This window comes from Pseudomonas sp. MWU12-2345, assembly GCF_023242385.1.
Taxonomy (GTDB): Bacteria; Pseudomonadota; Gammaproteobacteria; order Pseudomonadales; family Pseudomonadaceae; genus Aquipseudomonas; species Aquipseudomonas gingeri_D.
This window is the reverse complement of sequence record NZ_JALLJA010000028.1, coordinates 14,111-38,069: the sequence shown is the minus strand read 5'-3', so window position 1 is coordinate 38,069 and position 23,959 is coordinate 14,111. Positions and strand designations below refer to the sequence as shown.

22 protein-coding genes are annotated in these 23,959 nt (G+C 61.2%); 12 read left to right on the top strand and 10 right to left on the bottom strand.

Going from position 1 to position 23,959, the window contains the following annotated elements; translation table 11 throughout:
- Positions 1 to 327, top strand: a complete 327-nt coding sequence (locus M5C71_RS32010; RefSeq protein WP_103495828.1) for a DUF1820 family protein — start codon at positions 1 to 3, stop codon at positions 325 to 327.
- A gap of 3 nt (positions 328 to 330) precedes the next feature.
- Here M5C71_RS32010 and M5C71_RS32005 read toward each other — a convergent pair whose 3' ends face one another.
- From M5C71_RS32005 to M5C71_RS31990, 4 genes are all read right to left on the bottom strand, one after another.
- On the bottom strand, positions 331 to 879 hold the full coding sequence (locus M5C71_RS32005; protein WP_103495829.1) for an SEL1-like repeat protein: 549 nt from the start codon (positions 877 to 879) through the stop codon (positions 331 to 333).
- Positions 880 to 1,104: 225 nt separating this feature from the next.
- Positions 1,105 to 2,388, bottom strand: coding sequence for a glutamate-1-semialdehyde 2,1-aminomutase (hemL, locus tag M5C71_RS32000; protein ID WP_248769579.1), 1,284 nt, complete (start codon positions 2,386 to 2,388; stop codon positions 1,105 to 1,107).
- Positions 2,389 to 2,405: 17 nt separating this feature from the next.
- Positions 2,406 to 3,029 (bottom strand): thiamine phosphate synthase, encoded by a 624-nt coding sequence (gene thiE / locus M5C71_RS31995; protein WP_103495831.1) that lies wholly within the window; start codon positions 3,027 to 3,029, stop codon positions 2,406 to 2,408.
- 35 nt (positions 3,030 to 3,064) lie between these two features.
- Positions 3,065 to 3,862, bottom strand: a complete 798-nt coding sequence (locus tag M5C71_RS31990) for a hydroxymethylpyrimidine/phosphomethylpyrimidine kinase (RefSeq protein ID WP_103495832.1) — start codon at positions 3,860 to 3,862, stop codon at positions 3,065 to 3,067.
- Positions 3,863 to 4,148: 286 nt separating this feature from the next.
- Between M5C71_RS31990 and M5C71_RS31985 the strand changes: the two genes are divergently transcribed.
- From M5C71_RS31985 to M5C71_RS31970, 4 genes are all read left to right on the top strand, one after another.
- The gene (locus tag M5C71_RS31985; RefSeq protein WP_248769578.1) at positions 4,149 to 6,533 is read left to right on the top strand and encodes a hybrid sensor histidine kinase/response regulator; all 2,385 of its coding nucleotides are present in this window, start codon (positions 4,149 to 4,151) and stop codon (positions 6,531 to 6,533) included.
- Positions 6,534 to 6,623: 90 nt separating this feature from the next.
- Entirely contained in the window at positions 6,624 to 8,273 is a 1,650-nt protein-coding gene (locus M5C71_RS31980) for an acyl-CoA dehydrogenase family protein (protein WP_103495834.1), read from the top strand.
- An 83-nt stretch (positions 8,274 to 8,356) separates the two neighbouring features.
- A complete protein-coding gene (gene amn / locus M5C71_RS31975) occupies positions 8,357 to 9,829 on the top strand; it encodes an AMP nucleosidase (RefSeq protein ID WP_152741749.1) in 1,473 nt (490 codons plus the stop codon).
- Between the two features lie 238 nt (positions 9,830 to 10,067).
- A complete protein-coding gene (locus tag M5C71_RS31970) occupies positions 10,068 to 10,700 on the top strand; it encodes a pseudouridine synthase (protein WP_248769577.1) in 633 nt (210 codons plus the stop codon).
- A gap of 12 nt (positions 10,701 to 10,712) precedes the next feature.
- Here the strand turns inward: M5C71_RS31970 and M5C71_RS31965 are convergent, their stop codons facing one another.
- Together M5C71_RS31965 and M5C71_RS31960 are read right to left on the bottom strand one after the other, a co-directional pair.
- Entirely contained in the window at positions 10,713 to 10,922 is a 210-nt protein-coding gene (locus M5C71_RS31965; RefSeq protein ID WP_100941503.1) for a DUF2788 domain-containing protein, read from the bottom strand.
- Positions 10,923 to 11,138: 216 nt separating this feature from the next.
- The gene (locus tag M5C71_RS31960) at positions 11,139 to 11,618 is read right to left on the bottom strand and encodes an Lrp/AsnC family transcriptional regulator (RefSeq protein WP_007937367.1); all 480 of its coding nucleotides are present in this window, start codon (positions 11,616 to 11,618) and stop codon (positions 11,139 to 11,141) included.
- A gap of 456 nt (positions 11,619 to 12,074) precedes the next feature.
- Between M5C71_RS31960 and M5C71_RS31955 the strand changes: the two genes are divergently transcribed.
- On the top strand, positions 12,075 to 13,220 hold the full coding sequence (locus tag M5C71_RS31955; RefSeq protein WP_103495836.1) for a DUF6515 family protein: 1,146 nt from the start codon (positions 12,075 to 12,077) through the stop codon (positions 13,218 to 13,220).
- 4 nt (positions 13,221 to 13,224) lie between these two features.
- Here the strand turns inward: M5C71_RS31955 and M5C71_RS31950 are convergent, their stop codons facing one another.
- Both M5C71_RS31950 and M5C71_RS31945 read right to left on the bottom strand, forming a co-directional pair.
- Complete coding sequence (locus M5C71_RS31950; RefSeq protein ID WP_152741752.1) at positions 13,225 to 14,115, bottom strand: cation diffusion facilitator family transporter; 891 nt, start codon at positions 14,113 to 14,115, stop codon at positions 13,225 to 13,227.
- Between the two features lie 33 nt (positions 14,116 to 14,148).
- Positions 14,149 to 14,568 (bottom strand): polyribonucleotide nucleotidyltransferase, encoded by a 420-nt coding sequence (locus M5C71_RS31945; RefSeq protein WP_103495838.1) that lies wholly within the window; start codon positions 14,566 to 14,568, stop codon positions 14,149 to 14,151.
- A 265-nt stretch (positions 14,569 to 14,833) separates the two neighbouring features.
- On the opposite strand from M5C71_RS31945, the gene hrpB reads away from it, so the two are divergent.
- Positions 14,834 to 17,365, top strand: coding sequence for an ATP-dependent helicase HrpB (hrpB, locus tag M5C71_RS31940; protein ID WP_248769576.1), 2,532 nt, complete (start codon positions 14,834 to 14,836; stop codon positions 17,363 to 17,365).
- Between the two features lie 148 nt (positions 17,366 to 17,513).
- On the opposite strand, the gene M5C71_RS31935 is transcribed toward hrpB, so the two are convergent.
- Together M5C71_RS31935 and M5C71_RS31930 are read right to left on the bottom strand one after the other, a co-directional pair.
- Positions 17,514 to 18,596 (bottom strand): endonuclease/exonuclease/phosphatase family protein, encoded by a 1,083-nt coding sequence (locus tag M5C71_RS31935; protein WP_248769575.1) that lies wholly within the window; start codon positions 18,594 to 18,596, stop codon positions 17,514 to 17,516.
- 10 nt (positions 18,597 to 18,606) lie between these two features.
- The gene (locus M5C71_RS31930; protein WP_103495843.1) at positions 18,607 to 19,269 is read right to left on the bottom strand and encodes a YciC family protein; all 663 of its coding nucleotides are present in this window, start codon (positions 19,267 to 19,269) and stop codon (positions 18,607 to 18,609) included.
- A 182-nt stretch (positions 19,270 to 19,451) separates the two neighbouring features.
- On the opposite strand from M5C71_RS31930, the gene M5C71_RS31925 reads away from it, so the two are divergent.
- The 5 genes from M5C71_RS31925 (at position 19,452) to M5C71_RS31905 (ending at position 23,933) form a co-directional block, all read left to right on the top strand.
- Entirely contained in the window at positions 19,452 to 20,237 is a 786-nt protein-coding gene (locus tag M5C71_RS31925; protein ID WP_248769574.1) for a DUF2076 domain-containing protein, read from the top strand.
- Between the two features lie 352 nt (positions 20,238 to 20,589).
- Positions 20,590 to 21,069, top strand: a complete 480-nt coding sequence (locus tag M5C71_RS31920; RefSeq protein WP_100941494.1) for an NYN domain-containing protein — start codon at positions 20,590 to 20,592, stop codon at positions 21,067 to 21,069.
- Between the two features lie 26 nt (positions 21,070 to 21,095).
- On the top strand, positions 21,096 to 21,707 hold the full coding sequence (locus M5C71_RS31915) for a 3'-5' exonuclease (RefSeq protein ID WP_177145904.1): 612 nt from the start codon (positions 21,096 to 21,098) through the stop codon (positions 21,705 to 21,707).
- 189 nt (positions 21,708 to 21,896) lie between these two features.
- Positions 21,897 to 23,276 carry an AAA family ATPase gene (locus M5C71_RS31910; RefSeq protein ID WP_248769573.1) on the top strand — a complete coding sequence of 460 codons (1,380 nt, stop codon included), beginning with the start codon at positions 21,897 to 21,899 and terminating at the stop codon, positions 23,274 to 23,276.
- Positions 23,277 to 23,291: 15 nt separating this feature from the next.
- Entirely contained in the window at positions 23,292 to 23,933 is a 642-nt protein-coding gene (locus M5C71_RS31905; RefSeq protein ID WP_177145902.1) for a hypothetical protein, read from the top strand.
- Positions 23,934 to 23,959: the final 26 nt, after the last annotated feature.

Genomic DNA, 23,959 nt, shown 5'->3' with positions numbered 1-23,959 from the left:
ATGACCAAACGTGAAGCCCCCATCTACAAGGTGATTTTCCTCAACCAGGGCCAGGTGTTCGAAATGTACGCCAAGCAGATCTATCAGAGCGATCTGTGGGGCTTCCTGGAAGTCGAAGAGTTTGTCTTTGGCGAGCGCACGCAACTGGTGGTCGATCCCGGCGAGGAAAAGCTCAAGGCCCAGTTCGAAGGCGTGGTGCGCAGTTTCGTGCCGATGCATTCGATCGTGCGCATCGACGAGGTCGAGCGCCTGGGTACGCCGAAGATCAGCGAGGCGAGGGGAATGAGCAACGTGATGCCATTCCCGATGCCGATGCCCGACAAATAAGGCTCAGGGCAGCGGCGAGAACGGTGTACGGCCGTCAGCCGTCTGCAATTCCAGCAGGTACTTGCGGAAAATCTGCCCCAGCACCTGGGTTGCCATCTCCAACTGGTCACGGGGCATCTGCGCCGCGACCTCATCCGCCGTGTCCAGCGCGTCCTCTGCGCCGTTGACCGCCGCCATCTTCAGCACGATATAGGCCTGGACGTTGTTGGCCGGCACACCCTCACCCTTGTAGAACATGATGCCGAGCTGGTATTGCGCCTGGGCGTGACCTTGCAGGGACGCCTGTTCGAAATGACTCAGGGCCTTGTTGAGGTCGTGTTGCGGGTTTTTCTCGTCGTGATAGAACGCGCCCAACTCGTATTGTGCCTGGGCATCGCCGCCCTTTGCCGCTTCTTCGCAGGCGGCCAGGGCCTCGGCGAGGTCCTGTGGCTGGGAGTTGAGGGTGCAACGGCCCATCGCCGGGATCAACAACGAGTTACCGCCTGCATAGGCCAGCAGCGGCTGAAGGAGCAACAGGCAGCCCAAGGCAAGGGCGCGGCCGGTGCGGTTCATGGGAATCGACGTACCTCTGAAGGGCGGGCGGACCCGGCCAGGGGATGACTATGGCGCGCATTATGAAATAAGCGGGGGCCACCTTACAAAGTCTTTACTCGTTTTTCTGCTGCACGGGCGCTATATGGCCTTGTTTTGCAAGTATCTGCACAGAGGACGGTAGGAAACAGGGGAAGTTTAGGCGGGAAAACCGACGTCGGCTGAAACCGACGTCGGGGACATCGGTTACTTCAGTGCGGCAAAAGCCTTTTCAGCCGCATCCAACGTCAGCTTCAATTCGGTTTCGCCATGGGCGATGGAGGTGAAGCCGGCTTCGAAGGCACTGGGCGCCAGGTACACGCCGCCGTCGAGCATCAGGTGGAAGAAACGCTTGAAGCGCTCGGCGTCGCTGGACATCACGTCGTCGAAGGTGACGATGTCGTCGGCACCGCTGAAGTACAAGCCGAACATGCCGCCGGCCTGGGTGGTCACGAACGGGATGCCGGCCGCGTCGGCGCGTTCCTGCAGGCCCTGGAGCAGGCGGCTGGTGTAGTCGCTCAGTTCGGCGTGGAAGCCCGGGCGGCTGATCAGGCGCAGGGTGGTCAGACCGGCGGCCATGGCCAGCGGGTTACCCGACAAGGTCCCGGCCTGGTAGACCGGGCCCAGCGGGGCGATGCAGGACATGATTTCGCGCTTGCCGCCGAAGCAGCCCACCGGCATGCCGCCGCCGATGATCTTGCCGAAGGTGCTCAGGTCCGGCTTGACGCCGTAATGGGCCTGGGCGCCGCCGAGGGCAACGCGGAAACCGGTCATCACTTCGTCGAAAATCAGCACCACGCCGTGCTGGTCGCACAGGGTCCGCAGGCCTTCGAGGAAACCTGGCTCCGGCGGCACGCAGTTCATGTTGCCGGCCACGGGCTCGACGATGATGCAGGCGACTTGCTGGCCGACTTCGCCGAGCATCTTCTCGACAGCATTGATGTCGTTGAATGGCAGGGTCAGGGTGTGTTTGGCGAAGTCCGCTGGTACACCGGCCGAGCTCGGCACGCCCTGGGTCAGGGCGCCGGAGCCGGCCTTGACCAGCAGGCTGTCGGAGTGGCCGTGGTAGCAGCCTTCGAACTTGATGATGCTGTCACGGCCGGTGAAACCACGGGCCAGGCGGATGGCGCTCATGGTCGCCTCGGTGCCGGAGCTGACCATGCGGACCATTTCCATCGACGGCACGATCGCGCAGACCAGGTCGGCCATCTCGGTTTCCATGGCGGTCGGCGCGCCGTAGGACAAGCCGTGTTCCAGCTGCTTGCGCACGGCATCGAGCACGTCCGGGTGGCTGTGGCCGAGGATCATCGGGCCCCAGGAACCGACGTAGTCGACATAACGCTTGTCGTCTTCGTCGGTGACATAAGCGCCTTCGGCGTGCTTGAAGAACAGCGGGGTGCCGCCAACGCTCTTGAACGCGCGAACCGGCGAGTTGACGCCGCCGGGGATGTGTTTCTGGGCACTGGCAAACAGGGTTTCGGAACGAGACATGGGCAGGCTCTCAGGAGTCATGAAGTGAAGAGGGCATTGAAGGCTTGGGCGCGGCGGGTCACTTCCCGGGTGCTGTCGGCACCGAACAGGCCATGGATCACCGCCAGCAGGTCGGCGCCGTGGGCCACCAGCGGGGCGGCGTTGTCCAGGGTGATGCCGCCGATCACCGCGATCGGCAGTTGCAGCCGCGGGCGGGCACGCTCCAGCAGCGCGACGTCGGCGGCCGGTGCTCCGGGCTTGGTCGTGGAATTGAAGAAGCGCCCGAAAGCGACATAGCTGGCGCCTTCCCGGGCCGCCTGTTCGGCGAGCTCAAGCTGCGCGTGGCAGGTGGAGCCGATAATGGCCCGGCTGCCGAGCAGCGCGCGGGCCGGCGTCAGCGGGCCGTCGGTCTGCCCCAGGTGCACGCCGACCCCCAGCCGTGCCGCCAGTTCGGCGTCGTCGTTGATGATCAGGCGGGTCTTGTAGCGTTCGCAGAGCACCCGCAGGGCCTCGGCCTCCCGCAGGCGGCGGGCCTCATCGGTGCTTTTGTCGCGGTATTGCAGCAAGGTCACGCCGCCCTCCAGCGCCGCCTCGACATAAGACAGGAACTTGCCGGCCAGCAACTGGCTATCGGTGATGGCATACAGGCCGCGTAGTTTCATCGGGTCAGCCTCGGGGTGTTGGGTAGCGCTGAAAGTTACGAGCAGAAATCCAGGGGCAGGCGTCGGGGCACGAACTGGCCTTTGCCCAGTTGCTCGGCATCACGCAAGGTCCGCCAGGTGTAGTTCAGCGCGGTCTGTACGGCGCTGACCAGGCCTTCGCCCAGGGCCAGGCGTCCGGCCAGGGTGCTCGCCAGGGTGCAGCCGGAGCCATGGTAGCTGCCGGGCAGGCGTTGGCACTTGAAGGTCTGGCGGGTGCCGTCGCGGCTATACAGGCGGTTGTGGATTTCGTCTTCATCGCCATGTCCGCCGGTGATCAGCAGGTGTTGGCAGAACGGCAGGAGTTTTTCCGCGCATTCGTCGGCGCTGCCCTCGGGCAATTCGGCGAGGATGCGGGCTTCCGGGAGGTTGGGGGTGGCAATGGTCGCCAAGGGCAGCAGGCGTTCGCGCATGGCATAGCCGACTTCGTCCTTGCCCAGGCGGCCGCCGCCGCCGGCGCGCAGCACCGGGTCGCAGACCAGCGGCAGGTGCGGGTGCGCCAGGAGCAGTTCGACCACGGTGTCGACCATTTCCAGGGAGCCGAGCATGCCCAGCTTGACGGCCGCCACGGTCGAGTCGTTGAGTACGGCATTGGCCTGGGCCAACACCCACTCACGATCGAGCACGCGGAAGTCACTGACATTGACCGTGTCTTGCACGGTCAGCGCGGTGACCGCGGGAGCGGCATGGCAACCCTGGGCGAGCAGGGCTTCTATATCTGCCTGGAGGCCGGCACCGCCACTGGGATCGTGGCCGGAGAGACAGAGGACAACGGGACGGGAGCTGTAGGTATTCATGGAGCGCGAGCTTACCACCAAACGCTTTTTTCGGGATCGTCCGCCCGGCGTTGAATTTGTCCCCTGAAGGTTTTTTCAGGGCGGCCGATAACCCTTCGTCATACAGCCAGGTTTTGTGCTGGGACGCCCGTTCTAGAGCCTTTGGATAAAATGTTTCAATGGTGTGTTTTAGCCATTAGTGGCTATGCTAGAGTGGATCCAAACGAATAACAGGTCATGAAGTTTCACGTCGTCTCAAAGGGAAGGGGGGCTCCTGACGCGACTTGATTGGCCATGCTGGGGCTGTATGCGCTATTTGCTGCTGATTTTGTTGAGCTGGCTGCCGCTGTCGGCGAGCGCGGTCGAGTTTGATGAGTCCACCCAGAGCCTGCCTCTGGGCCGGGTCATGCAGGTGTTCGAAGACGCGAGCGGCCAGGCCGATATCGCGCAGATCGCCTCGCCCGCCATGGCCCCACAGTTTCATGCGCACAACAAGGCCTCGCTGAATGCCGGCTATACGCTCTCGGCGTTCTGGCTCAAGGTCGACCTGACCTACCTCCCCAAGGATCCCAGCGCCCGGCGCATCTGGTTGCTGGAGTTGGCCTATCCGCCGATGAAACACATCGAACTCTATGTGCCTGACGCCAAAGGCAGCTACCGCCTGGCCCAGCGCACCGGTAATGAATTACCGTTCGCCAGCCGGCCGATCAAGCAGAACAACTACCTGTTCGAGCTGGCGTTCGCTCCCAAGGAAAGCAAGACCGTCTACCTGCGTCTGCAAACCGAAGGCTCGATGCAGGCGCCACTGACCCTCTGGTCGATGCAGGCCTACCTCGAAGACGAACCGGTGCGTTTGTATGTCCTGGGGCTGATCTATGGTGTGCTGCTGGGGATGCTGGTCTACAACCTGTTCATCTACCTCAGCGTGCGCGACACCAGCTACCTCTACTACATTTTCTACATCGCCTCGTTCGGCTTCTACCAACTGTCGGTCAATGGCGCCGCGGCGCAGTATTTCTGGCCGAACAACCCCTGGTGGGCCAACGCATCGACGCCTTTCTTTATCGGCCTGGCGGGTTTCTTCGGTTGTCAGTTCACCCGCAGCTTCCTGCACACGGGTGCCCACAGTCGCTGGCTGGACCGGCTGTTGCTGCTGTTGATGGCCTATAGCGCGGTGGTCACGGCGATGTCGCTGTTGACCGGTTATGCCCTGGCCCTGCGCCTGGCGACCGTCCTCGCCCTGGCGTTCACCGTGACTATTTTCGTTGCCGGGATCAGTGCCTGGTATTGCGGCTTGCGGGTGGCGCGCTACTTCATTATCGCCTGGTCGGCGTTCCTGCTCGGCGGCCTGGTCAATACGCTGATGGTGTTGGGTTATCTGCCGAACGTGTTCCTGACCATGTACGCCAGCCAGATCGGCTCGGCCCTGGAGGTCGGGCTGTTGTCCCTGGCCCTGGCCGACCGGATCAATACCATGCGCGAGCAGCAGGCTCAGACCTTGCTCGAGTCCGGGCAGAAGCTGGAAGTGCTGAACCGTGAGCTGGCCAACAGTAACCGGCTCAAGGATGAATTCCTCGCCACCGTCACCCATGAACTACGCACGCCGATGAATGGTGTGATCGGCTCCCTGGAACTGATGCAGACCCTGGAACTGGACTCGGAACTGGCGCAATACCAGCAGACGGCGGCCGGTTCCGCGCGGGACATGATGCGCATGGTCAATGGCATCCTGACCCTGACCGAGTTGCAGGCCGGCCGGCTCAAGGTCACGACGCAGTCGTTCGGCCTGCGGCGCCTGTTGGATGGTTTGCAGGAGCAGTTTGCCGGTCGCGTCCAGGGCAAGGGGCTGCATTTCGCCATTGAAGTGGACGACAACGTGCCGGACAGTCTCCATGGCGACGCGCAGAAAATCCTGCAGTGCCTGGAATGCCTGGTGGACAACGCCATCAAGTTCACCCGTGAAGGCGGGTTGGTGTTGCGGGTGCACGGCCGGCAGGTCGCGGAGCAGAAATGGGCCCTGTCGTTTGCGGTCATCGACAGCGGTATCGGTTTTATCGATCTGGATGAAGCCACGCTCTATCAACGGTTCTTCCAGCTGGATGGCTCGATGACCCGTGAATATGGCGGCCTGGGGATTGGCCTGGCGATCTGTCGGCAATTGATCGATCTGCTCGGCGGTCACCTCACCCATCAGTCGGAGCCGGGGATGGGCAGCCGTTTCCAGCTTGATGTCGAAGTCGAGGCGCTGATCCCGCGGGCGTTGCGGCCCTCGGCGCTGTCGGTGGCGCGTTATCCCTACGACTGCACCCTGTTGCTGGTGGATGACAACACCGTCAGCCAACTGGTGGTGCGCGGCATGTTGCTCAAGCTGGGGTATCGGGTGTTCACCGCGGTCGACGCCCGGGCCGCGCTCGATGTCCTGCATGGGCAGGCCGTGGATGGGCTGTTGCTCGATTGCCCGGCGCAGCCGGCGGACGAGGTATTGCTCTGTCGACAGTTGCGGGCGATGCCCGGCGGCGCCGACCTGCTGATCCTGGCCCTGGTCAGCTCGACCGAGGCCAGCGAACGCGAGCGGTGCCTGGCGGCGGGCGTCACGGACACCTTGTCCAAGCCGGTGCGTTTCGAGGAGTTGAAGAGCCTGCTGGCCCGTCGTCTATTGACGCCTGTACAGGGTGAAAGCGCCGGTACTTAGGCGCTTATGTCGCTTTTTTCGCGACGGTACGCGTGATTCACTGGGTTCCCTGGCCTTTCTCTGCGAAGCCATTTCTCAAAGGAGCCCGACATGAACCTCCATCAATACGCCGAAACCCACGAGGTCACCAACCAGCCGCCGTCGCTGGACGGGACCAACCTCTATCGCATCGACCTGCCGCTGCAAGAGTGGGCGCGGCGTTTCGGCGCCGGTTGGGCCGAATCGCGGATCGACGTTTATGGCGCCCTGGCCGGCGGGCCGCTGATGGAGGCGGGGTTTCTCGCCAACCAGAACAAACCGGTGTTCGTCAGCCATGACCGTTACGGCCATCGCCAGGACCTGGTGGAGTTCCATCCGGCTTATCACGAGCTGATGCGCACCGCCGTCGAACACGGCCTGCCGTCGTTGCCCTGGACCGATCCGCAGGACGGCGCCCATGTCGCCCGCGCCGCCATGACCTACCTGCACAGCCAGGCCGAGGCCGGCACCGGTTGCCCGTTGACCATGACCTTCGCCTGCGTGCCGGCCTTGCGTCTGCAAGCGGATATCGCCGGGCAATGGCTGCCGAGCATTCTCAGTACCCAATACGACCCACGCAATATCGGCATCGCCCACAAGACCGGGGCAACCATCGGCATGGCCATGACCGAGAAGCAGGGGGGGACTGACGTGCGCGCCAACACCACCCGGGCCTATCCCGTCGGCGCTGGTGGCCCGGGACAACCTTATGAATTGGTGGGGCACAAATGGTTCTGCTCGGCGCCGATGTGCGATGCCTTCCTGACCCTGGCCCAGACCGACAAGGGCCTGACCTGTTTCCTGCTGCCGCGCCATCGCCCGGATGACAGTCGCAACCAGTTCTATATCCAGCGCTTGAAAAACAAGCTGGGCAATTGTTCCAACGCGTCGAGCGAAGTGGAGTTCCGTGGTGCTTTAGCCTGGATGATCGGCGAGGAAGGGCGCGGCGTACCGACCATTATCGAGATGGTGGCGATGACCCGTTTCGATTGCATGGTCGGCTCCAGTGCCTTGATGCGCCAGGCGCTGACCCAGGCCAGCCATCATTGTGCCCATCGGTTGGTCGGCGGTCGCGTGCTCAGCGAGCAGCCGCTGATGCAGAACGTGCTCGCCGACCTGGCGCTGGAGAGCGAGGCGGCGCTGGCCTTGAGCCTGCGCATGGGCCGGGCGCTGGATCATCTGGGGGATGAGCATGAGGCGAAGTTCGCCCGGCTGGTGACGGCGGTGGGCAAATACTGGATCTGCAAGCGTGCCCCGGCGATGATCAACGAGGCCGCCGAATGCATGGGCGGCGCCGGGTATGTGGAAGACAGCATCCTGCCGCGGCTGTACCGCGAAGCACCGGTCAACTCGACCTGGGAAGGTTCGGGGAACGTGCAGTGCCTGGATGTGTTGCGTTCGTTGTCCAAGGAGCCGGGCGTGCTGGAAGTGCTGTTCAGCGAATTGGGCGACGGCCATGGCGACAAGCGCCTGGCCCGGCATATCGAACATTTGAAGCTGGCGTTTACCGACACCCACGATATCCAGTACCGCGCCCGGCAACTGACCGAAGACATCGCCCTGGCGTTGCAGGCCAAGTTGCTGCTGGAGGCGGGCAATGCGGAGGTCAGCGACGGCTTTATCGCCAGTCGGCTAGAGGGTAGGGGACGGGTCTACGGCACCTTGCCCCGTGGAGTGAATGTCGAGGCTATTGTCGCTCGTTCGACGCCGCAGGGTTTTTGATGGCTTGGCATTGAACGATAAGCCACTGTTCCCGTCCGACGATGTTGCAGGCAAGATGAAGGTCTGCAACATCAGAAGACAGGATGCTCTCCGTGACCGAAGCTTTTATTGTCGTGCAATCCCCCGAAGAAGCCGTGGACCGTCTGGCCGAACTCCACGAGCGTGCCACCAGCGCCCTGAGCCAGGCCCTCAAGCGTTACCTCAAGGACCGCGTCGAACCCGACGCCGAACAGCGTGCCGTATTCCGCTACCCCGAATTGCGCCTGACCTACACCTACCAGGGTGAAGTCCCCGCCACCACCCGGGCCTACGCCAAGGTCCAGTTGCCGGGCACCTACAGCGTTACCGTCACTCACCCGGCGGCATTCCGCAAATACCTGCTGGAACAACTGGTACCGCTGATGCGCGATTTCACCGTCACGGTGGAAGTGGGCGTCAGCGAACAGAACATCCCTTATCCCTACGTGGTCGAGCAGGGCGATGAACTGGCCGGCTCCGGCGTCACCGCCTCGGCCCTGGCGCGGGTATTCCCGAGCACCGACCTGTCGGCCGCCACCGATGACATCGCCGATGGCCTGCACGACTGGGAAAACACTTCGCCCTTGCCCTTGGCCCTGTTCGACGCCGCCCGGGTGGACTTCTCCCTGCGCCGCCTGGTGCATTACACCGGCAGTGACTGGCGCCATGTGCAGCCGTGGATCCTGCTGACCAACTACCACCGCTATGTCGACCAGTTCATCCTCCATGGCCTGCAACAGCTGCGTGATGATCCGCGTTTCGTGCGCATGGTGTTGCCGGGCAACGTGATCATCGACCAGAGCATGGAATACGGCGAGGCCCAGGCCGTGGCCGCCGGGGTGGTCTGGCACCGCTACCAGATGCCGGCTTACCACCTGCAGGCCGCCGATGGCCATGGCGTGACCCTGGTGAATATCGGCGTCGGCCCCTCCAACGCGAAGAACATCACCGACCACCTGGCGGTGCTGCGTCCGCACTGCTGGCTGATGATCGGTCACTGCGGCGGCCTGCGCCAATCCCAGACCATTGGCGACTATGTGCTGGCCCACGCTTATATGCGCCGCGATGGGATTCTCGACCGGGTAGTGCCGCCGAATATCCCGATCCCGGCCCTGGCTGAAGTGCAGATGGCTTTGCAACAGGCGGCGGCGAACGTCACCGGCGAACGTGGCGACGATTTGAAGAAGCGTCTGCGCACCGGCACCGTACTGACCTACGACGACCGTAACTGGGAGCTGCGCTGGGCCCAGGAGCGGCCGTTGATCAACCTGTCCCGAGCCGTGGCCGTGGACATGGAAAGCGGCACCATCGCCGCCCAGGGTTATCGTCTGCGGGTACCGTATGGCACCTTGCTTTGTGTGTCGGACAAACCGCTGCACAGTGAGATCAAGCTGCCTGGTTCGGCGAACGCCTTCTATGAACGTGCGGTCAGCCAGCATTTGAAGATCGGTATTGCGGCGGTGGACCTGCTGCGCACCGAGCTGCATTCGCTGCATTCGCGCAAGCTGCGCAGCTTTGATGAGCCGCCGTTCCGCTAAGGGTTCGGATTTTTAGCGATCTTGAGGGCCTATTCGCGGGCAAGCTCCGCTCCCACAGTTGGATGTCGATCACGAGTTTTGTGTACGACACGAAACTCATGTGGGAGCGGAGCTTGCCCGCGAAGCTTTTGGCGGCCTTGAGAGTGTCATCGCCAGCAAGTCCATGGATGCGCTTGTGGAAATAATAGCCGGCACGCCCTAGCATGGCGGCTCCTGATCCTCAGATGTCCTCTTTGCCATGTCTCGTCCACCCCGTCCCGTCGTGCGCCATTCGGCCGCGAAAACGCCTGTCGCGCCGCGTCGGGTCGCCAAGGCCCCGCCGGCCGAACCCAAGCTGATCCTGTTCAACAAACCCTTCGATGTGCTGACGCAGTTCAGCGATGGTGAAGGGCGCGCGACCCTCAAGGATTTTATCGACGTGGCGGGCGTCTATCCCGCCGGCCGGCTCGACCGCGACAGCGAGGGCCTGCTGTTGCTGACCAACGACGGCCAACTCCAGGCACGCATCGCCGACCCCAAGCACAAACTGGCGAAAACCTATTGGGTACAGGTCGAGGGTGTGCCTAGCGCCGAGCAGATCGAGCAGTTGCACAAGGGTGTGGAATTGAACGATGGCATGACCTTGCCGGCCCAGGCGCGGCAGATCGACGAGCCCACTCTCTGGCCGCGCAACCCGCCGGTGCGGTTTCGTCAGAGCATTCCCACGGCTTGGTTGGAGTTGATCATTCGCGAGGGACGTAACCGTCAGGTTCGGCGCATGACGGCGGCGGTGGGCTTGCCGACCTTGCGCCTGGTGCGGGTGCGTATCGGCGACTGGACCCTGGACGGCCTGGATCAAGGCCAGTGGCGAGAAGTGCCGGCGCGTCTGTAGCTTGTGGCGGCGTTAAAGCGAGCCCGACTCGATCAGCCCGATCACCACGCTCTTGATCACAAACGCGACGATGCCAAGGCCCAGCACGAAGAACAGGATAAAGGTGCCGAAGCGCCCGGCCTTGGATTTCTTAGCCAGGTCCCAGACGATAAAGCCCATGAAAATGACCAGGATGCTGACCAGGCCGGTCATCATCCACTCTTCGAAAACGGCAGGATCCATCAGACCTCTCCAGCACGAGCGGGGTGGAAAACCGTCCGATTATACGCCATGGGCGAGAACTGATCTGATCTCGGGCAATAAAGCACTCGATCAATCCCACGCGGACCTGTAGGAGCCGGCTTGCTGGCGATGCGATCTGATAGCTGACATCGTTGCCGCCTGGAAAACCGCTATCGCCAGCAAGCTGGCTCCTACAGGTGGTCGCGTTCGCAGCCATCAACTGCGCAAATGGGTCAACGGTAATTCCGTGCTGTTGAGCACCTGGTTCAGCACAAAGCTGGAGCGTACGCTGGTCACCCCCTCGATACGCGTCAGGTGCCCCAGCAGCAGTTTCTGGTAGTGATCCATGTCCGGCACCACCACTTTCAGCTGATAGTCGGCGTCCATCCCCGTCACCAGGCTGCACTCCAGCACCTGCGGCAGGGTGCGGATCGCCGCCTCGAAGTTTTCGAAGCGCTCCGGCGTATGCCGGTCCATGCCGATCAGCACATAGGCGGTCAGGCTCAGGCCGAGCATCTTGCGATCAAGCAAGGCCACCTGGCGGGAAATATAACCGTCGTCCTCCAATTGCTTGACCCGCCGCGAACAGGGCGAGGGCGACAGGCCGATACGCTCGGCCAGTTCCTGGTTGGAGATGCGGGCATCACGCTGCAATTCCGCCAGAATGCTCAGGTCGTATCGGTCGAGTTTGCTCATCGTCAGGGCCTTTCCAAGAACTATTGCGGTAAATTATCTATCTGAAGTTAAAAATTGCGCAAGAGATGTTTATTTGAGCAATGTTCGCAATCCTCTGCCGTCGCCCCGGGCCTATGCTTATTACCAGAATCACTGCCCGGACAAGTGTCCTGTCTCGCAAGCCTGTTCACATTCGAGACAGACACCCCAGTCCACTGCGGCCCGCCGAATCAGGCCAGCCGCGGCCGACAATCCCACAGGGTTGCGCCGGCCACCGGGCTACACGCTGTCCAGAAGACGGTGTGAGGTGAGCCGGCGTCAAAAGCGCCGAGCACGGACGAAGTTCTCAAGGGGAGGCCGACGGGTCTCCCTTTTTTAATGGGCGAAAAATAAGTTGTGCGACTGGTAGAGTGTCACAGAACCGGAATCCGCTTTCCCAGTCTTATGGTTAAGCCCTGAACCGCAGTGAGGAATGGAATGAAATCGCGCATCTGGCGTCTGGCAGGTGTTGGCTTGCTCTGTATGAGTGTTGGTGCGCAAGCACTGGCTGAAAACCAGGGTGATGAAAATCAGAAACATGAGGGCGAACATCGCCCTGAAGGGCGCCCGGGAGGTAACGAGGCGCATCCGCAAAACAATCAACCGCGTCCCCAGGCCCCGGCCCCACGGCCAGCCGCGCCGGAAGTCCGTCCCCCGGCACCCGCTCCGCGGCCACCAGCACCCGAAGTCCACATCCAGGCGCCGCGTCCACCGGCTCCTGCTCCTGCGCCCCAGGTTCGCCCGGAGAACAATCAGCATTTCGAGCGGCACGACCAGAACCCAGGCGGCCAATGGCAAGGCCGGCCGCCGCAGAACGAGCCCAATCAGGCGCCGCGTCCGGCACCGCAGAACAACCTGCCGATCCAGCCTCATCCCGACAGCGTACGCCAGACCCAGGAACCGTTGCGTGGCAACTATTCCGACATTCCCCGGCGCAACGGCAACAACCCGAACTGGCAGGGTGGCAACAATAACAACCGTCCCGGCGGTAATTTCGAGCATCACGATGATCGTCGCTGGCCGGGTCGTCCCGACGGTCATGGCAATGGCTGGGGCCCGGGCCCGCAATATCGCCCCGGCTATGTGGTCGATCGCTTTCCGGATCGCAACTGGCGGGTGCCTTACCGTGGCCAGGACTATTTCTTCTCCGGTGGCTACTGGTATCGCCCGCAGGGCGCACGTTACATAGTCGTCGCTCCGCCACGTGGGATTCGCACCACCTACCTGCCTGACTATGCGCGGGAAGTCTGGATCGGTGGCTCGCTGTTTTTCCTCGCGGCCGGTGCCTATTACCTCTACCAGGAAGATACCCAGGACTACGTGGTGGTCGATCCACCGGCCGCCGCGCCACAGGTTGCGCCCGAGCCGCAAGGCAACGGCTACGATGTGGTGGCTTATCCGGCCAACGGCCAGAGCCCGCAGCAGGTCCAGCAGGATGGCGAGGATTGCTATCGCTGGGCGGTGCAGCAAAGCGGCTTCGACCCGGCCAACGTGACCTACGCGCCGGCACCGGCGGTGGTCCAGGCTTACCGCCAGGCCCAGGGTAACTGCCTGAGCAGTCGCGGCTATCAGGTCAACTACTGACGGATCAGTGGCGCGGCGTTACCACTTCCCGCGGGTCGGCGTGCACCAGCACCTCGGCCTGCGGGTAGGCGGCCTGGATGGCATCGGCGGCCTGGTCACTCAGGTCGTGGGCCACCGATAGCGTCAATTCTCCCGGCAACTCCAGGTGCAACTGCACAAACCAGCGGTTGCCGGAGATCCGTGTCCGCAGATCGTGGGCGCCCAGCACCCCAGGCACACTGCACGCCAGTTCCAGCATGTGCTGGCTGATATCCGGCGACAGCTCCTCATCCATCAGCACGGCGAAGCTTTCCCGGCCGATCTGGATCGCGCTCCAGAGGATATAGACCGAGATCCCCAGGCCGAACCAGGCGTCCACCTGCGGCCAGCCGAAGCCGGCGAGCACCAGCGCCAGCAGGATACTGGCGTTGAGCAGCATGTCCGAGCGGTAGTGCAGGGAGTCAGCGCGCACGGCGGTGGAGCCGGTCTCGCGGACCACCTTGTGCTGCAACAGCAGCAACCCGGCGGTCAGGAGCAGCGACAACACGATCACCCCGATGCCGATCCACGGGGCACCGATCGGTTCCGGGTTTTTCAGGCGCTCGAAGGCCTGGATCGCAATCAGCACCGCACTTACCGCAATGAACAGCGCCTGGGCCATGCCCGACAGGGATTCGGCCTTGCCGTGCCCGTAGCGGTGATCGTTATCCGCCGGGCGCAGCGCGTAGTGCACCGCCAGCAGATTGAGAAACGAGGTGACGCCGTCGAGCAGCGAGTCGGTCAGCCCGGCGAGCATGCTCACCGAACCGCTCAGCCACCAGGCGGCGGCCTTGGTCAGGATCAGGAGGCTCGCCACCCCGACCGAGGCCCGGGTAGCCAGACGTAACAGGCGGGCGTGTTCCGGGCTGCTGGTCATGAAGGCCGCGATCCTTTTTCAGTGTCCCTGGGCTCAGGCCGCGGGGCGCAGGTTGTACATCGCCAGTTGTTGCAGATTGCCTTTTTGCTGGATCAGGCGCGGGTCGTTCAACGGCAGGGTCTGGTGCAGTTCGGTCTTGAGAATCGCCTGCAGCTTGAGGTTGTCGACGTGGCCATCGGCGGTGATGGCTTCCTGGAGTTTTTCCGGGGCGATCTGTGCGGTCTTGCCGTGGGGCAGATAAATGGCGCCCGTGGCGAAGTCGATGCCGAACGCGATCAGGCCGGGGATAACGAAGAACAGGATGCCGATGGCGTCGAGACCGGCGATCAGCGGGTCGATCCGGCCTTCGATCTGGCCACGCCGGTCCGGGTAGAAAATCGAGCCGCAAGCGCTCAGTTGGGTCAGCAGGGTAGCAACCAGAACGGTGCCGATAACACGGGAAACAATGCGCATGGATATCTCCTGAAGGAAACGTGAAGCCGCTGGGGCCGCGTCTGGATCAGTTGTTAAGACCGCGATTAAGACCGGGCAGTTCGCCGTTATACCCGGCTCTTTGTCCGGGAGCCACCCTGAATGCGTTGCTGATTGATGAAGTCTTGCCGGCTTTGTACCCGGCGCCGGGCCAGGCGCGTGATGAGCTGACAACCGCTTGCAAAGCCTTTGGCTTTGGAGGCCCGCGGGGTTCACCGTATAATTCACGGTCAGCCTGGGAGCCACCATGAATTCGTTGCCGATTGATGAAGTATTGCCGGCTTTGCGCCAGGCGTTGAACGAACGCCATGAGGCAGTGCTGGAAGCGCCGCCCGGTGCCGGTAAGACCACCCGGGTGCCGCTGGCGTTGCTGAACGAGCCGTGGCTGGCCGGGCAAACCATCCTGATGCTTGAGCCGCGGCGTCTCGCGGCCCGTGCGGCGGCCGAGCGACTGGCCAGTGAGCTGGGGGAAAAGGTTGGTGAAACCGTCGGCTATCGCATTCGCCTGGAAAGCCGGGTCGGCCCCAAGACGCGTATCGAAGTGGTCACCGAAGGTATTCTTGCCCGTCGTTTGAATGACGATCCGGCCCTTGAGGGGGTCGGGCTGGTGATCTTCGACGAATTCCACGAACGCAGCCTGGATGCCGACCTGGCCCTGGCCCTGAGCCTCAACGGGCGGCAGATGTTTCGTGACGAGCAGCCGCTGAAGATCCTGCTGATGTCCGCCACGCTTGAAGGCGAACGCCTGGCCGGTTTGCTGGACGACGCGCCGGTGGTACGCAGCGAAGGGCGGATGTTCCCGGTGACCTTGCGCTGGGGCCGGGCCTTTCAACCCGGAGAATTTATCGAGTCGCGAGTGGTGCAAACCGTGCACGAGGCGCTGGACGCCGAGCACGGCAGCCTGCTGGTATTTTTGCCGGGTCAGGCGGAGATTCGCCGGGTGCACCAGCAACTGGAGGAAAGCCTGGGCGGGCGGGCCGATGTGCTGCTGTGCCCACTGCATGGCGAGTTGGACCTCGCGGCCCAGCGCGCCGCCATCGAACCGGCGCCGGCCGGCAAGCGCAAGGTGGTGCTGGCGACCAATATCGCGGAAACCAGCCTGACCATCAACGGCGTGCGGGTGGTGATCGATGCCGGGCTGGCGCGGGTGCCGCGTTTCGACCCCGGCAGCGGCATGACCCGCCTCGACACACAGCGCATTTCCCGGGCCAGCGCCACCCAGCGCGCGGGCCGTGCCGGGCGCCTGGAACCGGGGGTGTGTTATCGGTTGTGGTCCGAGGCCCAGCATGAGCAGTTGGCGGCCTATGGCAGCGCGGAAATCCTTCAGGCGGACCTGGCCGGGTTGGCCTTGCAGCTGGCGCGCTGGGGCGTGGCGCCCGGCGAGCTGGTCTGGATGGACGCGCCGCCTGCTGCCGCTTATGCCCAGGCCCAGGATCTGTTGCAGCGGCTTGGGGCGTTGGCCGGTAAGGCCGGCGCCGAGTACGCATTGACGAATCACGGCCAGGCCATGGCCGAGTTGCCGGCCCATCCGCGTATTGCCCATTTGCTGTTGCGCGGGCAGGCGCTGGGGCTGGCGGCCATGGCCTGCGATGTCGCGGCACTCCTGGGCGAGCGGGATATCCAGCGTGGTGGCGGGGCTGACCTGCACACGCGATTGGCCTTGCTGGCGGGTGAAGAGCGGGTAACCCGTGGTGCTCAGGGGGGCGTGCAGCGTGCGCGGCAACTGGCGCGGCAGTATCGCGGCTACTTGCGCGGTTCGGCGAACGAACCGGTGGCTGATCCGGATCATCCGCGCTGGCTCGGGGCGCTGTTGGCCCTGGCCTATCCGGATCGGGTGGCGCAACAGCGCCGCGACGGTGGCGCGGAATACCGGCTGGCCAACGGCCGGGCGGCCTTGTTCAGCGAAACCGACAGCCTGATGAAACAGCCCTGGTTGGTGGTGGCCGATCTGGGCAGTCGCCAGGGCCAGCGTGAAGAACGTATCTACCTGGCGGCGGAGTTCGATCCGGGCCTGTTCGACAGCGTGCTGGCCGAGCAGGTGAGCACGGTCGACCAACTGGACTGGGATGAGCGCGAAGGTGTGCTGCGTGCCGAGCGCCAGCGCAAGGTCGGTGAGTTGATCCTCAGTCGCGAACCCCTGACCGGGCTGGACGAGGCAGCGCGTAGCCAGGCGCTGGTCAACCTGGTGCGGCGCAAGGGCCTGGAACTGTTGCCCTGGACCCCGGAGCTGCGCCAGTGGCAGGCGCGGGTAGCCTTGTTACGCAAACTGGACCTGGATGAGAAGGGCGAGAGCGAATGGCCGGATGTCGGCGACAAGACCTTGCTGGCGACCCTGGAACAGTGGCTCAAGCCCTATCTGGGGCGGGTTTCTCGGCTCAGTCATTTCGCCAACCTGGAACTGGCCGGAATTCTTCACAGCCTGTTGCCCTGGCCGTTGCCGCAACGTCTGGAGGAATTGGCACCGCATCATCTGAGCGTGCCTTCGGGCTCGTCGATCCGCCTGGACTACAGCGAGCAGCCGCCGATTCTGGCGGTGCGTCTGCAGGAGTTGTTCGGCCTGGCCGAGACTCCGCGGATTGCCGGTGGCCGCCAAGTGGTGAAACTGCACCTGCTGTCGCCGGCTCGGCGCCCGGTACAGGTCACCCAGGATCTGGCGAACTTCTGGCGCAGCACCTACGCCGAAGTGAAGAAGGACCTCAAGGGGCGTTATCCGAAGCACTACTGGCCGGATGATCCCTTGGTAGCCGAGGCGACGGCACGGATCAAACCACGCAAGTAAGAGCCCGCCCAAACCTGTAGGAGCCGACGTGCTGGCGATGCGATTTTTCAGGCGACAGAGATTTCGCCCTTCACACCGCTATCGCCGGCACGCCGGCTCCTACAGGGGCCGTGTTGGCCGCAGTAGCGCGCCCGGGGCTGGATGGCGACTACTGCGCCGCCGGCAACAGAAACCGCGCCAGCACCGGCAAGTGATCGGAAATCGTCAAGGTATCGTCCTGCCGCACTTGGGCCTCGACCCGCTTGAGCTTGGAACTGTAGAAAAAGTAGTCCAGGGTCCGATCCGGCCCACTGACGTCGGGATCGTTCGGGTAAAACGTCAGCCACCGCTCACGGTCGATGCCGCTGGCTTCGTTGTTGCTCGGGATCATCGGGTATTTGTCCCACAGCAGATGCAACTCACTGTCCGCCGAGTAACCGCCGCGCAAGCGTGGTGGCAGGCGCAGATACTGTCCCAGCGGCAGCAGGTTGAAATCACCGCCGATCAGCCACGGCGTGCCCTGGCTCTCGAACTTGTCGAGCAATTGCAGGGTTGCCGCTGCTTGCCTGAGTTGGGTGTCGTTCTGGGCAAAGGCCCCCAGTTGCGTATTGACCACCGCCAACTGTCCGCCGTCACTCAGCGGCAGGTAGTTCACCAGCAGCGCCGGCCGGGGCTCGAACTGGCGCTTGAGCAGATTGCCCGAGGCCAGCGGCAGTTGCTGGCGTTCGGCGTGTTCGACCTGATAGCGACTCAAGGTCGCCAGCTTGCGCCCGACACTGCCGAAAATATGCAGGTTCGGGACAAAGTCGGCTTTCCAGTTGAACGCCTGGGAGCTGCAGGGATACAGGTCCGCAAGCCGTTCCTGAAGCAACTTCAACTGGTCCTGGTAGTCGCTGGCCTTGGCATTCTCGTCGACTTCCTGCAACAGCACGATGTCCGGCTGTTCGTCGCGGATCACCCGGGTCACCTCGTCCAGGCTGAAAGCCATGTCTTCCGGGGTCGGGCGATCGTCCGGGCCGCTGCCGTCGGGCAGGTCGTACCAGAACACATAACGTTTGCCCGCCAGGTACTGGAGGTTCCAGGTCATCACCTTGAGGGCCTGGCCGGGAACCAGCACCGGCGCCTCGGCGGTACAGCGCACGGGCAGGGTCTCGCGCTCTTCCGGGCGCCAGGTCAGGCTGTAGACCAGCAGGGCGGCCAGGCCCGCGACAATCAGCAGGCCTGCCACCAGGTAACGTAATAGACGGGTCATGGGCCTCGGTTCAGTCTTTGGCGGAATTTTCACCGATCAGCATGTAGATTCGGAACAAGACGACGCAGCTGAACAGTTGCAGGAAACTGTGGGCGCTGTCGATGATCAGCATCAACACCGGGTTCTGCGGTGCCGGGTAGACACTCAGGCTCAACCCCTTGAGCAGCCAGAGTGGACCCATTACACACAAGATGCAGGTGAAGGTTAGCCAGAAGTGGCCACGGCTCAAGGCGAAGCTCTCCTTCATCGCCCGCAACGGCTCGCGCCCGCGCAGCACCAGCAGGTATTCGGAGAAGGCCAGGATCACGGTCAGCCAGATACCGGGAATGAAATACAGCGACAGGCCCAGCACGATGGCAATGGTATTGACCGCCGAGAGCAGCGCAAAGCGTGGCCACAGGCGCAGGGACATGGCCAGCAGATCACGATTGGCTGGCGCTTCGCCACGGCTGCGGGCATCGAGAAACAGGATCAGCGCTGCCGTGTAGAGCGGATAGACCAGCAGTCCGGCCACCAAGCCATAGGCCGGTGAAGCATCCGGGCCCACCGCGTTGTCCAACACCTGCTGGAGCAAGGTTTCGAAGATCACCAGCGGCAGGCAGAGCAGGGCAATCTGGCGCAGGTTGCGCTGGAAAAAATACAGGGAATCGCGGATTACATTGAACGGGTTCATCGGTTGTCTATCGCGCAGGCTGAGGCAGAGCCACACTTTAACCGATGGCGCGGGCCGACACTCAAATGTAAACGTTAGGTAAGGACTATTGAAACTTCCAGTAACAACCCCATAACTGAGGGACGCCTGACCCGGTTGGGTCGAGGCGATCGATTTCTACCCGGCAATCTAATGAGGTCGCCATGAACAGCGAAGAGCAAACCCTGATCGATGGACTGTTTTCACGGTTGCAGCAAGCCGGAACGGACTCAGCCCCGCGTGACGCCCTGGCCGAGGCGCGGATCAAGGAACACCTGACTCGCCAACCGGCTGCACCGTACTACATGACCCAGTCGATCCTGGTGCAAGAGCACGCGATCAAGAGCCTCGACGAACAGAACAAGCAACTGCAGGCGCAGTTGCAGCAGCTTCAGGACGAGTTGCAGCAGGCCCGTGCCCAGAGCGCCGCGCCGGCGTCGAGCAGCGGTGGTTTCCTGTCGAGCATTTTCGGTGGCAGCCGCGATCCGGCTCCAGCGCCTGCACCGAGCAATTCCGGTGGCGGCTGGCGTGAGCCGGGGCGTCCTGGGTTCAATGCTCCGCCACCGCAGCAGAACTACAACACCCAGCCCAACTATCAGCAGCCTGCCTACGCCCAGCCCGCGCCACAGCAGGCGGCCCCGGCGGCGCCCATGGGTAGCGGTTTCCTTGGTGGCGCGCTGAAAACCGCGGCCGGCGTGGCCGGTGGCGTGATGCTGGCGGAAGGTATCAGCAGCCTGTTCCATCACAATCAGCAGCAACCGCAGATCATCGAAGAAATCATCGAGCCGAGCCCGATGAGCAACAACGGTGGTGGCGGTGGTTGGGGCGATGATCAGCGCATGGCCAACAACGACTCCTGGGGCAGCAATAACAACCAGGGTGGTTTCGCTGATACCGACTTCGATGACGACGGTTCCTCCATTTCCGGCGACGACGATTCCTTCGTCTGACCGAGGAAGGAGGGTTACGCATAACCTGTGGGAGCGGAGCTTGCCCGCGAAAGCGTCCTCAAGGCCGCCAAAAGCTTCGCGGGCAAGCTCCGCTCCCACAATGGGTATTCGGTTGTATGTGGATTTTTGGTTTGACCGGTAATTGTGGGAGCCGGATTTATCCGCGAAAGCGCCCTCAAGCTCGCCAAAAGCTTTGTAGACAAGCAGGCTTCTGAAAATCTGTTCCTCCAGCCCACCCTCGCCCCGCCGAATATTCGCTGAACTTCTCCCCGGGCTGGCATACTGCGCACCTAATCGCTTCCGAGCGCTCGTCATCACCCGCCAGTGCGCTTTTGCGCCATGAGGATTCGCGGTGAAGAAAATCGCTGTGTTCGCCGATGTGCAGAACCTCTACTACACCGTTCGCCAGGCCTATGGTTGTCACTTCAACTATGCCGCCCTGTGGGCTGATATCAGCCAGCGCGGGGAGATTGTCGAGGCCTACGCCTACGCCATCGATCGCGGCGACAGCAAGCAGCAGCAGTTCCAGCAGATCCTGCGCAACCTGGGCTTTACGGTGAAGCTCAAGCCTTATATCCAGCGCAGTGACGGCTCGGCCAAGGGCGACTGGGACGTGGGCATTACCATCGATATCATGGACGTGGCGCCCCATGTCGACGAAGTGGTGCTGGCTTCCGGCGACGGCGATTTCGACCTGCTGCTCACACGCATCATCGACAAGCACGGCGTCGAAGCCGTGGCCTATGGCGTGCCGGGGCTGACGGCCAACTCGTTGATCCGCGCCGCAAGCCGCTACGTGCCCATCGAAGGCGCGTTGTTGTTGAAAAACTGAAACCGATTTTGCAAAGGGCTGGGCTTTTGGAACGTATTGCGGTCATCGACTTTGAAACCACGGGCATCACACCGAACGCGGGGTGCCGGGCCACGGAAATCGCCGTGGTCATCCTGGAACAAGGGCGCATCGTCGACCGTTACCAGAGCCTGATGAATGCCGGCGTGAGAGTGCCGGCCTTTATCGAACAGCTGACCGGCATCAGCAACGCCATGTTGCGCACCGCACCGTCGGCGGAGCGGGTGATGAACGAGGTCAACGAGTTTGTCGGTACGACTCCGTTACTGGCGCACAACGCCGCATTTGACCAGAAGTTCTGGGATTACGAATTGGGGCGGATCAAGCGTACGCGTTTGCAGAATTTTGCCTGTTCGTTGTTGCTGGCGCGGCGCTTGATGCCGGCGGCGCCGAATCACAAGCTGGGCACGCTGACCGCCTTTGCTCGCTTGCCACACACGGGGCAGGCGCACCGGGCCATGGCCGATGCAGAGATGGCGGCGAACCTGCTGGCGCATATGGCCGGCGAGCTGCGCGATAAACATGGGGTGCAGGTGTTGTCCCATGATTGGTTGTGCAAATTGCAGAAGGTGCCGGCGGCGAAGATCGGCGAGCATTTGAAGCGGTATCGGGCCTCTTGATTTCTATGGGACCGAACGGGCAGGTTTAGCTTCCGATTAGCGCCGGACTCGCTTTGTTTTTGAGGGGGGGGCGGTATTTTTTGAAATGAAGCCTGTTCAGATTTGAGTGTTTTTACCCTTGAGACCTGTACCCGGATCAAAGATACTCGTGTGAATTGCTAACCACTAGCTCGACGACAGAGAGCGCCTATGCTTACCAAACTCGAAGCCCATGGCTTCAAAAATCTTCTAAATTTCTCAGTTTCCCTCGGCCCTTTCAATTGTATTGCGGGCCTAAATGGTGTGGGGAAATCAAATATTTTCGATGCGATAAAATTTCTTTCTCTGTTGAGTGATAAGACTATTGTTGAGGCCGCTATTGCGGTTAGGGATTCTGAGTCGAATGATCCGTTGGATGTCTTTTGGACCAATGGTGACTATCGAGCGGAAAGTTTGACTCTTGCTGTGGAGATGATTGTACCTCTAGATATTGTTGATGACTTCGGTCGTAAGGCTCAAGCAACCTCTACGTTTTTACGCTATGAAGTAGAAATTGCGCGAGATCCTCTAGAGGAAGACTCCGGAACGTTGGGGTTATACCTTTCTCGGGAAACGTTATCTTATATAACTAAGGGGGAGTCTGCTAATTTTTTGCATTTCCCATTAAGTGCCTCTCAGTTTCGCAATCAAGTGGTTGTGAATGATCGTAAAGGTGCTGGTTACATATCAACGAAGCAAATGGACGATGGCATTGTTGAAATTAGCTTGCACCAAGATGGCGGGAGTAGTGGTCAGCCGCAAAAATTTCCGGCAAGACGTGTTCCAAAAACCGTCGTAGCAAATACAAATAGCGCCGCATGGCCGACAATTCTTGCTGCTCGTAGAGAGATGCAGTCATGGCGCTTTTTGTCTTTGGAACCGAGTGCAATGAGACGCTCGAACAAAATGCACGAGGAAAGCAGCGTTGGGTCGGATGGCGGCAAGTTGGCTGCTGCCCTTTATAAGCTCTTCCGAAAAGATCATAATGTTTATTCTCGGATTGCGAGTCGTCTTTCTGAAATTGTGCCAACTTCAGATGTTCGAGTTGATGTGGATCAAGTGCGACAGTTATTAACAGTAGAAGTCAAAGAGCGTTCAGGAGCCTTTCTGCCTGCCCGAGCCTTGTCAGATGGCACGTTACGTTTTATGGCCTTGTGCATTATGGCAGAGGACCCAGAGTTTAAAGGTCTTCTCTGCTTCGAAGAGCCTGAAAATGGGATTCATCCGGCAAAAATGGGAGCAATGCTTGATTTGTTGAAAGAGCTGGCCGTTGATACAAGTCAGCCGGTGGGTGAAGATAATCCTATGCGGCAAATTTTAATTGCGACCCATTCTCCTGTACTTGTTAAATTAGAAGGGCGGGATGATTTGATCTATGCGGATGTTGTTAAAGTGCGAGGGCTTGATGGAATGCCTGCTTCCACCATTCGCTGTAAAAGTTTGCAGGATAGCTGGCGTTTCAAATCAGGAGTCGAGTCAATCAATCAAGGTTCTATAGTTTCATATTTGTCACTTCCTCCGGGTAACCAAATATCGATTTTTGAAGACTGAGTCCAAGGAAGAATTATGAAAGTAAGGTTTATTCTAGTTGGGGAAGGTAGCTCAGATCTTCGCTTGGTTGAACATATAGAAAATCTTTTGATCCAAGAGGGCTTCTCCGAAGTCAGTGGTGAAACTCCAGATCTTGGCATGTTTAAGACTCCTGTTGGGCGTTCTGTTCGGGAGAAACTTGTTGCAATTTTAAAATATTATCCTCATGCGGACTTGATATTTGTTCACCGCGATGCTGATAATGTTGGCGTTTCTGTCCGGGAACAAGAAATATCTAGTGCCGCAAACGGATTGATTGAGTCAGATAAAGTAATTCCGGTGGTTCCTGTGACGATGTTGGAAACGTGGTTGCTGGCTGACATCGAAGAGGTTAAACGGGTGGCGGGAAACCCTAGCTATAGAGGGAGTTTGGATTGTGTACCGCCTCCTCGCCGACTAGAAAGTGTAAGAGATTCTAAGCAGTTACTACTGACTGCATTGTGTGAGGCTAGTGAAACTCAAGGCGCACGCTTGACGAAGTTTAAAAAGCGATTCTCAGAAATGCGTGCGAGGTTAACGTTAGGCCTTGACCCAGAGGGCCCTGTCAGGCAGTTGGATTCTTATCAGAATTTTCGACGGCAGATAACGTCTTTTGCTCAGCGTAATCTTTTTGAATAGGTTTGAGTATTTTCGGTGTTTGCGTG